This window comes from Halalkalibacterium halodurans (assembly GCF_004376175.1).
Lineage (GTDB): Bacteria > Bacillota > Bacilli > Bacillales > Bacillaceae_D > Halalkalibacterium > Halalkalibacterium halodurans.
Genome location: NZ_SNUY01000089.1, coordinates 1 through 12,243, shown reverse-complemented (window position 1 = coordinate 12,243; position 12,243 = coordinate 1). Strand labels below are relative to the sequence as shown.

Sequence of the window (12,243 nt, the reverse complement as noted above, 5' to 3'; positions counted from 1 at the left end):
GGTTTTCGGCGTTATGATCGCTTGCGAAACCGTATTCTCTTGCATCATCAATTCAAACATCAAACATTCGGGGTAGGATAAGAGGGGCTCGCCCTCCTATGCCACCCCAACATTTGACTAAGAACCAAAATTTATTCGAGAGTTTGGGATACGTGTAACTACGGCTATTGCTAATCATTTGGAGACAACAAGTTTTTCTATAAAACAGAAAGGTCTAGCTGAACGCCAAACGCAGGCGCTTTGCACGCTTCTTATCGTAAGCAAGCTTGGAATTGATGAGAGAAGTGCCTGCTCTAATCGGTACCGAAAAAAGAGCCTAGACGCATGTTAGTGTTTCGCAACGCGAACAGAGTAGAGGTTGTCTTCTCCCTCGTTAACCAGTGCTCCGCCAATCCATCCAAGAAACGACAGCCTGATTTCGGTGTTCACCTGATTAGGTCATTTGTTCCCGGAGATACTAAGAAAAACTTATTTAGTTCCGGGGAGGTACGCTATGAATTGGACTGGAATTCTCTTTGTCGTCCAGCTTTTTTTTGGGGTCGTCATCGGCCTCTATTTCTGGAATTTATTAAAAACCCAACGCTCTCAGCGTGTATCCATTGATCGGGAGTCACGCAAAGAAATGGATCAATTGCGAAAGCTACAATCCATTTCACTCAGTGAACCGCTTTCCGAAAAAGTCCGACCGGAAAGCTTTGAAGATATTGTTGGACAAAAGGAAGGCATTCGTGCATTAAAAGCTGCTTTATGTGGACCAAACCCGCAGCATGTCATTATTTATGGACCACCTGGAGTAGGAAAGACTGCGGCTGCGCGGCTTGTGTTGCAGGAAGCGAAGAAAAATCCGAACTCTCCGTTCGCCCATGATGCCGTATTTGTTGAACTCGATGGAACAACAGCTCGTTTTGATGAACGAGGAATTGCTGATCCGTTGATTGGCTCAGTTCATGATCCAATTTATCAAGGGGCTGGCGCTATGGGGCAAGCAGGGATTCCTCAGCCAAAGCAAGGAGCTGTCACAAAAGCCCACGGAGGCATGCTTTTTATCGATGAGATCGGTGAGCTTCACTCCATTCAAATTAACAAGCTCCTCAAGGTGTTAGAAGATCGGAAAGTCTTTTTAGAAAGTGCGTATTATAGTGAAGAAAATCAACAAATTCCTCGCCACATCCATGAAATTTTTCAACGGGGGCTCCCTGCTGATTTTCGCCTTGTCGGTGCGACGACCCGTATGCCTGAGGAAATCCCACCTGCGATTCGTTCACGCTGCTTAGAAGTTTATTTCCGTTCCTTAAAACGGGAAGAAATTGTGACAATTGCGAAAAAAGCAGTTAACCGGTTAGGGTTTAAAGCGGAAGAAGGCGTGTATGAAAAAATTTCGGCATATGCGACCAACGGCCGAGAAACGGTCAACATCGTACAAATTGCAGCCGGTATGGCAACGACAGAAGGCCGACATGAAGTGACGGTAGCCGATGTGGAATGGGTCATTCATTCAAGTCAGCTTTCCCCACGACCAGAGCGGCAAATTCCGTCCGAGCCGAAGGTGGGCCTTGTGAACGGTCTTGCTGTGTTTGGACCGAATACAGGGGCATTGCTCGAAGTGGAGGTCGATGTCATTCCTTCCGTTGCAGAAGGTAGTGTAACAATTACAGGTATCGCGGAAGAGGAGCAAACGGGGAACCAAGCTCGCTCCATTCGCCGAAAAAGTATGGCGAAAGGTTCAGTTGAAAATGTCCTTACCGTTTTAAAGAAAATGGATTTGCCGATTGATCAATATGATATTCACATTAACTTTCCTGGCGGAGCTCCTGTAGACGGTCCTTCTGCGGGTGTAGCGATTGCAACAGGCATTTACTCCGCGATTAAAGAAGAAAAGGTCGACAATACCGTGGCAATGACAGGAGAAATTAGTATTCATGGTACAGTCAAGCCAGTAGGCGGAATCGTCGCCAAGGTGGAAGCAGCGAAAGCAAGCGGCGCAAAGACGGTTCTAATTCCAAAAGAGAATGAACAAGCGATATTGCAGGAGATCGAAGGAATTACCATTATCCCAATGAAACATCTTGATGACGTTCTTTCATATGCCTTAATCCGTGAAGAAACGGAAGAGGAAACGATTCCGGCCAATCAATCGTTTGTATCCGCACCAGCGCCAGTTTAATATTAGACAAAGGGGTATCATTAAGATAAAATTGAGATACTGAATCGCCAAAAACCCCCAATTTTTTCGCAACATTGATTGGAGTATGACGAATTCTGTCGAAGGATGAAGAATTTTTGGAGGTGTGTGCGGATGGCTGAAAGCGTGCGGCGCAATATACCACTGTTGCCGCTAAGAGGATTGCTCGTTTTTCCAACGATGGTCCTCCATCTAGATGTTGGACGAAAGAAATCTGTTGAAGCTTTAGAACATGCAATGATTGATGACCACTACATTTTACTCGCTGCGCAAAAAGAAATTTCTATAGATGAACCGATCGAAACCGACATTTATCAAATTGGGACTTATGCGAAAGTTAAGCAAATGTTAAAGCTCCCGAATGGGACGATTCGTGTACTCGTCGAAGGGCTTCAGCGAGCGAAGATCGAAAAATATGTTGCCAATGATGCATTTATCGAAGTAGAGATGCGTACCTTGCCTGAAGATGATGAAGATAACGCGACCGAAAATAAGGCTCTTATGCGCAATGTGCTGCAATTATTTGAACAATACATCAAGCTATCGAAAAAAGTGTCGGCTGAAACGTTAGCGTCTGTTTCTGATATTGCTGAGCCTGGTCGGTTGGCGGATGTTATCGCTTCTCATCTACCGTTAAAAATTGTCGAAAAGCAGCAGCTTCTTGAAACAACGTCCGTAAAAGAGCGGTTGCTGCAAGTCATTGACGTATTGAACAACGAAAAAGAAGTGATCGGGCTCGAAAAGAAAATCGGTCAACGGGTCAAAAAATCAATGGAGCGTACTCAGAAGGAGTATTACCTTCGGGAGCAAATGAAGGCGATTCAAAAAGAGCTAGGAGATAAGGAAGGAAAAACAGGGGAAGTTGCCTCATTACGTGAGCAAATAGATGAGGCGAACATGCCAGAAAACGTAGAAGAAAAAGCATTAAAAGAATTGGAACGGTATGAAAAAATGCCGGCTAGCTCCGCAGAAAGCTCTGTTCTCCGAAATTATCTTGATTGGTTGATACAGCTACCATGGGTGAAGGAAACGGAAGACATTCTTGACGTAAACCGTGCCGAACGCATCCTAGACGAAGATCATTATGGTTTAGAAAAAGTAAAAGAACGTGTCATTGAATATTTGGCGGTTCAGCAATTAACGAAAGAACTAAAAGGTCCGATTTTATGTCTGGCGGGCCCCCCTGGAGTTGGAAAGACGTCGCTCGCACGCTCTGTGGCACGAGCACTTAACCGGGAGTTTGTTCGTATATCCCTAGGCGGTGTTCGGGATGAAGCTGAGATTCGTGGTCATCGTCGTACCTATGTTGGGGCCATGCCGGGACGAATTATTCAAGGAATGAAAAAGGCAGGATCGGTCAACCCAGTATTTTTACTTGATGAAATCGATAAGATGGCAAACGACTTTAGAGGAGACCCAGCAGCGGCCCTTTTAGAAGTACTCGACCCTGAACAAAACCATACGTTCAGTGATCACTACATTGAAGAGCCCTACGACTTATCGAAAGTGATGTTCATTACAACTGCAAACAACATTATGACGATTCCAGGTCCGCTTCTTGATCGAATGGAAATTATCCAAATTGCTGGTTATACAGAGGTTGAAAAACAGCGAATAGCGTTAGACTATCTTCTGCCAAAACAAATGAAGGAACATGGCCTAACTAAAGGAACTTTTCAAGTGAAGGAAGAAGCGATTTTAAAAGTTATTCGCTATTATACCCGGGAAGCCGGTGTTCGAAGCTTGGAACGGCAAATGGCTACCCTTTGCCGCAAAGGGGCAAAAATGCTCGTATCTGGAAAGAAAAAGCGAGTGGTTGTTACTCAAAACACTATCGAAACAATGTTAGGGAAAAAGCGGTTTCGCTATGGACTTGCAGAAGAGCAAGATCAAGTGGGAGCAGCGACAGGTCTCGCCTATACTACGGCGGGAGGAGATACGCTCTCGATTGAAGTATCGGTCGTGCCTGGAAAAGGGAAGCTCATTCTTACAGGAAAGCTTGGCGATGTAATGAAAGAATCAGCTCAAGCTGCGTTTAGTTACATTCGCTCACGCTCAAAAGAGCTAGACATCGACCCGAGCTTCCATGAAAAAAACGATATCCATATTCATGTTCCTGAAGGGGCTACACCAAAAGATGGGCCGTCTGCAGGAATCACGATGGCGACAGCCCTCATTTCCGCATTAACTGGTCGTGTTGTGAAAAAAGAAGTAGGAATGACAGGGGAAATTACGTTGAGAGGCCGTGTGTTACCGATTGGTGGTTTAAAAGAAAAATCGATGAGCGCCCATCGTGCTGGACTGACGACTATCATCATCCCGAAGGAGAATGAAAAAGATTTAGAAGATATTCCAAAAAGTGTACGTGAGGATTTAAACTATATTTTAGTTGATCACTTAGATCAAGTGTTAAAGCATGCGTTGGGAGAGAAGAAATGAAAGTAACAAAAGCTGAACTAGACTGTGTAGCGGTGAAGCCAGAGCAATATCCAAACAGTCCGTTACCGGAAGTCGCACTTGCAGGTCGTTCTAATGTAGGGAAGTCATCGTTTATTAATAAAATGATCAATCGAAAAAAGCTAGCTCGCACGTCACAAAGGCCAGGGAAAACGCAAACGTTAAACTTTTATAACATCAATGACATCTTGCATTTTGTTGACGTGCCAGGGTATGGATTTGCCAAAGTGTCAAAGAAAGACCGTGAAGCTTGGGGGCGCATGATTGAGACGTACTTACAACAACGCGGTCAATTAAAAGCTGTGTTGCAAATCATTGATATTCGTCACGATCCTACGAAGGATGACCAACTGATGTATGACTGGTTAAAGCACTTTGAAATCCCAGTCATTATTATCGCGACAAAGTGTGACAAAATCCCAAAAGGGAAGTGGCCAAAACACGTGAAAAACATCGCAAGTGTGCTTGGGAAAGATGGAGGCGATCCAATTGTCATTTTTTCCTCGGAAACAGGCGTAGGAAAAGATGAGGCATGGAAAGCCATCCTCCATGCGATCTCATGATTCGAAAACACCTTCTGCTAGTTGAAGGTGTTTTTCTATTGACATGCCTTCATATTCATTTATAATAATATATATCTTATAATAATAATTCTAAATAAAAAACACTAGGGCACAACTTCGTTTTTATCATAGTTCTGACTTGATTTGGTTAAGCTAGAAGATAAGCCAATGGCTGGATCTGAATGGATGTTTAGCAGTCGTTCAGCCTTCATTAACTGTTCACAAACTTTTTTTAACAAGCTACATTAGACATGTTATAATGTAGATAGTTTTGAATTGGACGTACACTAGAATTTTGTCATTTTTCCTGTAGGGGTGAGCGAGAGACATGCACATTTTAATGATCGGATTAAATTATAAAACAGCCCCTGTTGAAATTCGTGAAAAATTCTCCTTTCAAGATTCGGAGCTTCCTCAAGCCCTTCATCAGCTTCGTCAAATGAAGAGTATTTTAGAGTGCACGATTGTTTCAACATGTAATCGAACGGAATTATATGTCGTTGCCGATCAACTTCATACTGGGCGGCACTTCACAAAAACTTTTTTGGCTGATTGGTTCAAGCTGCCGAAAGATGAATTTACCCCGTTTTTAACGATTCGTGAAAACGATCATGCGATTGAGCACCTTTTCCGAGTGGTGACAGGATTAGATTCGATGATCCTTGGCGAAACGCAAATTTTAGGACAGGTTAGAAATAGCTTTTTCATCGCTCAAGAAGAGCAAGTCACTGGTTCGATTTTTAATCATCTGTTCAAACAAGCGATTACCTTAGCGAAGCGGGCTCACTCGGAAACGGATATTGGGCAAAATGCAGTATCTGTTAGCTATGCAGCTGTTGAACTTGGAAAGAAAATCTTTGATGATTTTAAAGGAAAGCAAGTGCTCATTCTAGGAGCAGGAAAAATGGGCGAGCTAACAGCAAAGCACCTTCATAGCAACGGTGCAGAACAAGTGACGGTCATTAATCGCACGAGAGAAAAAGCAGCAGAGCTTGCCAAGCGTTTCCTCGGTGTGGATCGTCCATATAATGAGCTGACAGAGGCGATAGTGGAGGCCGATATCCTCATTAGTTCCACTGGCGCTACAGGTTATGTCGTCACGTCAGATATGGTTTCTCACGCATTAAAGAAGCGAAAAGGTCGCCCTCTTTTTATGGTGGACATTGCAGTGCCACGAGATTTAGACCCGGCCCTTGCTTCGCATGATGACGTATACTTATACGACATTGACGATTTGCAAAACATCGTTCAAACGAACTTAGAAGAGCGGAGAACGGAAGCAGAAAAAATTGAGCTTTTGATTGAAGAAGAGCTGGTGGAATTTAAGCAATGGCTTAATACACTAGGGGTTGTCCCAATCATTACAGCCTTGCGAACAAAAGCGCTAACCGTTCAGGGGGAAACGATGGAAAGCATTGAACGGAAGCTTCCAAACCTAACGGAAAGAGAAAAGAAAGTGCTTCGCAAGCATACTAAAAGCATTGTAAATCAGTTGTTGAGAGATCCAATCACTCGTATTAAAGAGCTTGCGAACGCACCGGAGAGGGAAGAAGCACTGGATTTGTTTACAAAAATCTTTGCTCTAGAAGAAGAGTTGGCTGAGCAAGAAAAACAAGAAAAAGTAAAGCAAGCAGAGCAAGAGTGGCTTGCGAAAAAACGTCCAATCACCTGTATGGAGAAACAATCTCATGTTATGGTAAAATCTTAGTGGAAGCATTCTCCTGAGGTGGACAATATATGAATTGGATTTACCCGTTGACGATTATCATTTACAGCATTAGCTTGTTTGCTTATTTTATTGACTTTTTGCAACACAACCGGAAGGTCAATCGTTTGGCCTTCTGGTTGCTTTCTGTTGTATGGTTACTACAAACGGTCTTTTTTATCGTACGTGCAATTGACCTAAATCGGCTACCGATCATTACCCCATTTGAAGGGCTATTTTTTTATGCATGGGTTGTTGTCACTCTATCGCTCATCATTAATCGTGTATTTCGCGTCGATTTTCTCGTTTTTTTCGTCAATATCATCGGCTTTGTTATGATGTCATTTAGTTTGTTTACCCCAGATGGAGACGTACCAGAATCGCTCGCCTCCTTGCTCATCTCGGAGCTATTGATCATCCACGTATCGATGATTTTGCTTTCTTATGCTGGGCTTACGCTAGCATTTGCGTTTTCCGCTTTGTATGTTCTCGAGCACCAAATGTTGAAGCGAAAAAAATGGGGAAAACGGCTGCTGCGGTTAGGGGCGTTGACTAAGTTGGATCAGTACGCGTTTCACTCGACAATGTTTGCCTTCCCGCTTTTTTTGATTGGCATTATCCTAGGATTTGTTTGGGCCTCGATTCAGTTTGGGGAACTGCCTTGGTTTGACGCAAAGGTGATCTCATCAATGATCGTCATGTGTGGTTATGCGGTTTACTTATACCAACGTGTGGTAAAGATGAAAAGAGGCTATTCTATGGCGCTGCTAAACGTGGCGTGCTTTTTACTCATACTAATCAATTATTTTCTCCCTGGTAGCCTATCTACGTTTCACTTATGGGATTAAAAGACGTTGGAACAATAGAGTTGGAGGTTGGAGAATTGCGAAAAATAATTATCGGTTCAAGACGGAGCCAATTGGCGCTTACCCAAACGGAGTGGGTGATCAGCAAATTAAAAGAGGCCGGTGCTCCTTTTGATTTTGAAATAAAAAAAATTATCACAAAAGGCGATCAAATTCTTGACGTTACCCTCTCAAAGGTAGGGGGGAAAGGGTTATTTGTTAAGGAGATCGAACAGGCGATGGCGAACAAAGAAATCGATATCGCCGTTCACAGTATGAAGGACGTTCCTTCTGTACTTCAGGAAGGATTTGCTCTAGGAGCAACAACGACTCGAGTCGACCCAAGGGATGCGCTCATTTCAAATGAAGGATATACGTTGGCCGAATTGCCAGCCGGTTCAATTGTCGGAACGAGCAGCTTACGACGCTCCGCCCAAATTTTAGCGAAGCGTCCAGACCTAGAAGTTAAGTGGATTCGTGGAAACATTGAAACACGCTTGCGAAAGCTAAAAGAGGAAGATTTCGATGCGATCATTCTTGCCGCAGCAGGTCTTGAGAGAATGGGCTGGTCCAATGAAATTGTGACCGAATATCTTGACCCAGACCTTTGTGTTCCTGCGGTTGGACAAGGAGCTTTAGGCATTGAGTGCCGAGCGGATGACGACGAAGTTCTTGAGATGTTAAAGACGATCAATGATGACACAACGGCAAAGACGGTTCTAGCGGAGCGAACATTCCTTCATCGGATGGAAGGGGGATGTCAAGTTCCGATCGCTGGATACGCCACGTTAACAGATGAAGGAGAGATTGAGCTAACCGCCCTAGTCGGCACACCAGATGGTGAGCAAATTTTTAAAGAAATTCTTCGTGGAAAAGATCCTGTTCAACTTGGTGAAACGATGGCACAGACTTTGATGGATCAAGGAGCGAAGGAAGTGCTAGAGCAAGTGAAAAAAGGGTTGGAGTCGCAATGATTGCACCCGTATTAAAGGGGAAGGGTGTGCTTATTACGAGAGCAAAGGAGCAAGCCTCTTCCCTTTCTCGTTTGATTGAGGAAGCAGGGGGAGTTCCAATTGAAGTCCCACTGCTTTCGTTTATAAAAACGATGGACGTGTATGAAGAAGTAGGGGCGTCCATCCAATCATATGAATGGATTGTATTCACAAGTGCCAACGCCGTCCGTTTTTTTTTCAACACATGGCCACGGCAGGAGCTTAAAAAATTGCCTTCCATTGCGGCTGTAGGGAGCTCGACACAACGAGAGCTTTCGCGCTACGGAATCAGTGTAGACTTAATGCCGAATGAGTACGTTGCAGAGTCATTGGTTGAAACAATGGTGAAAAGATTAAAGCCGTGCCGAGTCCTGTTTCCAAAAGGGAATTTAGCTCGCCCTACCGTAAAAGTTGGACTGGAGACAAACGGCTTTATCGTCGATGAGATGACCGTTTATGAAACGAAGCGGCCATTGGAAGCCAAAGTGATGTTATGCGAAGCGTTTCAAAAGCATAGGATTGAGATTATTACGTTTACTTCGCCCTCAGCCGTTGATCATTTTGTGACGCTTCTCGATCGTGAGTTCATACTTCACGAGCATTTATTGTATGCTTATATTGGTCCAATTGCTGCCGCTAGAGCAAAACAGCGTGGACTGCCGGTTCATATTGTAGCCAAGACGTATACAGGGGAAGGTCTTGTAAACGCGATCTGTGATTTTGTAAAGGAGGACGGATAACAATGGGACAAGATTTAACGTTTAAGCGCCATCGAAGACTTCGGCAAACGGCCGCTATTCGCAACATGGTAAGGGAAACGAAACTACATATTGATGATCTTATTTATCCCATTTTCGTGAAGGAAGGCGAAGGGGTGAGACAAGAGGTTCCATCCATGCCGAATGTCTATCAATTATCGCTCGATCAGTTGGATGCAGAAGTGGATGAAATCGTCTCTTTAGGAATCCCAGCGATTATTCTTTTTGGGGTCCCAGCTGAAAAAGACGCTGTCGGTAGCGCTGCCTATCATGAGCATGGAATTGTCCAACAAGCGATTCGTCAAGTAAAAGAATCATATCCTGATTTAACGGTAATCGCAGATACGTGCCTTTGCCAATTCACGGATCATGGTCATTGTGGTGTCATTGAAGAAGGAAAAATTCTCAATGATCCGAGTCTTGATTTATTAGCGAGAACGGCTGTTTCCCAAGCAAAAGCTGGGGCTGATATCATTGCCCCTTCTAACATGATGGACGGGTTTGTAGCGGCTATTCGTGCTGGACTGGATTCTGCAGGGTTTACAGATGTACCCGTTATGTCGTATGCGGTAAAATATGCATCAGCATTCTATGGACCTTTCCGCGACGCAGCACATAGTTCACCTGTGTTTGGTGATCGGAAAACATACCAAATGGATCCGGCGAATCGGTTAGAAGCACTGCGAGAAGCCCGTTCTGATGTAGAGGAAGGTGCCGATTTTTTAATTGTGAAACCTGCCCTCTCTTATCTCGATATTATTCGTGAAGTAAAAAATGAAACGGGTCTTCCAGTTGTGGCTTATAACGTTTCTGGGGAATATTCGATGATTAAGGCAGCTAGCTTGCAAGGATGGATTGATGAAAAAAGTACGGTACTTGAAAAGCTAATAAGTATGAAGCGAGCGGGAGCAGATTTAATTTTAACCTATTTTGCTAAAGATGTAGCCCGTTGGTTAAATGAAGAGAAGTGAGGGGGATGATGCTATGAAAACGTTCGAAAAATCAAGCGCAGCGTTTAATCGAGCGAAGCCGCTCATGCCAGGGGGGGTAAACAGCCCCGTCCGTGCCTTTAAGTCTGTAAACATGGACCCAGTGTTTATGGAACGAGGAAAAGGAGCGAACATTTACGATATTGATGGAAACGAGTATATTGATTATGTTCTTTCATGGGGACCGCTTATTTTAGGACATGCCGATGATCAAGTGGTTGAAAAATTAAAAGAGACGACAGAAAAAGGGACGAGTTTTGGCGCCCCAAGTGAATTAGAGACAAAGCTAGCAGAGCTTGTCATTGAGCGTGTCCCTTCGATTGAAGTGGTGCGGATGGTTAACTCAGGAACAGAGGCGACGATGAGTGCACTCCGTTTAGCTAGAGGCTATACGGGCAGAAATAAAATTTTAAAATTTGAAGGCTGCTACCACGGGCATGGTGATTCATTACTGATTAAAGCTGGATCTGGTGTGGCGACTCTCGGTCTTCCAGATAGTCCAGGAGTACCTGAAACAGTTGCCCAAAATACGTTGACGGTTCCATACAATGACCTCGAGAGCGTCCGTTATGCGTTCGAGCAATTCGGCGATGATCTAGCGGGTGTAATCGTTGAGCCAGTTGCAGGGAATATGGGAGTTGTCCCACCTGAACCAGGGTTTTTAGAAGAGTTGCGCCGTCTAACAGAAGAAAATGGTACACTTCTTATCTTTGATGAAGTGATGACAGGATTCCGTGTCGGCTACCACTGTGCGCAAGGGGCATTTGGGATTACACCTGATTTGACGTGTCTTGGAAAAGTCATTGGAGGTGGTCTTCCAGTTGGCGCCTATGGTGGAAAACGAGAGATCATGGAGCAAATCGCTCCGAGTGGCCCGATTTATCAAGCGGGGACACTATCAGGAAATCCGTTAGCGATGACAGCTGGTTATGAGACACTTGTACAATTAACGGAAGCGAATTACGAATATTTTGATCGACTAGGAGATCGATTAGCAGAAGGGCTATCAGCTGTGGCGAAGGAGTATGATATTCCACACTATACGTCCCGGGCTGGCTCAATGGTTGGCTTTTTCTTTACCGATAAGAAGGTGAAAAATTTTGCAGACGCTTCAAGCTCAGATCTAGAATTTTTCGCAAAATATTTTAAGGAGATGTTACATCTAGGAGTATCACTTCCGCCATCTCAGTTTGAAGGAATGTTCCTATCAACGAAACATACAGAGGCAGATATTGATTTTACAGTTGATGCAGCACGTCAAGCATTCAAGCGTTTAAAAAAATAGACTGAACAGCACATGTCGCTAGAGGAGGCATGTGTTGTTTTTTTAGGTTTTTTGGCTCTACAATAAATGTTGGGGTTTTTGCACAAAAGAGGGCAAAAAAAATGCACGCAGGCTCCTTTATCCATTATCCTTGAATTGTCGAGAAACAAAGAAAGGATAGGAGCTGCGTGTACGATGAATTTTACCATGGATTTGCCCGGATTAAAAGGTGTGAAGGTCACAAAGATGGAGGAACGAGAGGGCTTTATCGCGCTCCATGTAGAAATGCCGCGAACGCCTCATCGTTGCCCATCCTGCGGGGAGAGAACCGAGAGAATCCATGATTACCGCATCCAAAAAGTTCAACATCTCAAGCTCTTTGAACGGTGGGTGTATCTATTCTATCGAAAGCGCCGGTACGCGTGCAGATGCGGGAAGCGGTTTGCGGAGAAAGCCTGTTTTGTAGAGCGATATCAGCGTCAGACAGT

The 12,243-nt window shown here is 44.2% G+C and carries 10 protein-coding genes; all 10 read left to right on the top strand.

The window, feature by feature from the left end; genetic code table 11:
- Window positions 1–493 precede the first annotated feature (493 nt).
- Window positions 494–2,164 (top strand): ATP-dependent protease LonB, encoded by a 1,671-nt coding sequence (lonB, locus tag E2L07_RS19000; RefSeq protein WP_010899195.1) that lies wholly within the window; start codon window positions 494–496, stop codon window positions 2,162–2,164.
- A gap of 132 nt (window positions 2,165–2,296) precedes the next feature.
- Window positions 2,297–4,621, top strand: coding sequence for an endopeptidase La (gene lon, locus E2L07_RS18995; RefSeq protein WP_053430578.1), 2,325 nt, complete (start codon window positions 2,297–2,299; stop codon window positions 4,619–4,621).
- On the top strand, window positions 4,618–5,202 hold the full coding sequence (gene yihA / locus E2L07_RS18990) for a ribosome biogenesis GTP-binding protein YihA/YsxC (RefSeq protein WP_053430579.1): 585 nt from the start codon (window positions 4,618–4,620) through the stop codon (window positions 5,200–5,202). The genes lon and yihA overlap by 4 nt, the downstream gene beginning before the upstream one ends.
- Window positions 5,203–5,530: 328 nt before the next feature.
- Window positions 5,531–6,910, top strand: coding sequence for a glutamyl-tRNA reductase (gene hemA / locus E2L07_RS18985; RefSeq protein ID WP_010899192.1), 1,380 nt, complete (start codon window positions 5,531–5,533; stop codon window positions 6,908–6,910).
- Window positions 6,911–6,939: 29 nt separating this feature from the next.
- Window positions 6,940–7,755, top strand: coding sequence for a cytochrome C assembly family protein (locus tag E2L07_RS18980; protein WP_134230356.1), 816 nt, complete (start codon window positions 6,940–6,942; stop codon window positions 7,753–7,755).
- A gap of 35 nt (window positions 7,756–7,790) precedes the next feature.
- Complete coding sequence (gene hemC / locus E2L07_RS18975; protein WP_134230355.1) at window positions 7,791–8,726, top strand: hydroxymethylbilane synthase; 936 nt, start codon at window positions 7,791–7,793, stop codon at window positions 8,724–8,726.
- A 26-nt stretch (window positions 8,727–8,752) separates the two neighbouring features.
- Complete coding sequence (locus E2L07_RS18970) at window positions 8,753–9,484, top strand: uroporphyrinogen-III synthase (RefSeq protein ID WP_161598566.1); 732 nt, start codon at window positions 8,753–8,755, stop codon at window positions 9,482–9,484.
- A 2-nt stretch (window positions 9,485–9,486) separates the two neighbouring features.
- Window positions 9,487–10,473, top strand: a complete 987-nt coding sequence (gene hemB, locus E2L07_RS18965) for a porphobilinogen synthase (protein ID WP_010899188.1) — start codon at window positions 9,487–9,489, stop codon at window positions 10,471–10,473.
- Between the two features lie 13 nt (window positions 10,474–10,486).
- Window positions 10,487–11,776, top strand: coding sequence for a glutamate-1-semialdehyde 2,1-aminomutase (hemL, locus tag E2L07_RS18960; RefSeq protein WP_010899187.1), 1,290 nt, complete (start codon window positions 10,487–10,489; stop codon window positions 11,774–11,776).
- A gap of 174 nt (window positions 11,777–11,950) precedes the next feature.
- The coding region (locus E2L07_RS18955) for a transposase family protein (protein WP_134229420.1) at window positions 11,951–12,243 on the top strand (293 nt) is incomplete at its 3' end.

What these genes read in the sequence shown, in the direction of transcription:
- E2L07_RS18980 (WP_134230356.1), top strand. Translation starts at nt 6,940, where the DNA reads ATGAATTGGATTTACCCGTTGACGATTATCATTTACAGCATTAGCTTG.
- lonB (WP_010899195.1), top strand. Translation starts at nt 494, where the DNA reads ATGAATTGGACTGGAATTCTCTTTGTCGTCCAGCTTTTTTTTGGGGTC.
- hemA (WP_010899192.1), top strand. Translation starts at nt 5,531, where the DNA reads ATGCACATTTTAATGATCGGATTAAATTATAAAACAGCCCCTGTTGAA.
- hemB (WP_010899188.1), top strand. Translation starts at nt 9,487, where the DNA reads ATGGGACAAGATTTAACGTTTAAGCGCCATCGAAGACTTCGGCAAACG.
- hemL (WP_010899187.1), top strand. Translation starts at nt 10,487, where the DNA reads ATGAAAACGTTCGAAAAATCAAGCGCAGCGTTTAATCGAGCGAAGCCG.
- yihA (WP_053430579.1), top strand. Translation starts at nt 4,618, where the DNA reads ATGAAAGTAACAAAAGCTGAACTAGACTGTGTAGCGGTGAAGCCAGAG.
- lon (WP_053430578.1), top strand. Translation starts at nt 2,297, where the DNA reads ATGGCTGAAAGCGTGCGGCGCAATATACCACTGTTGCCGCTAAGAGGA.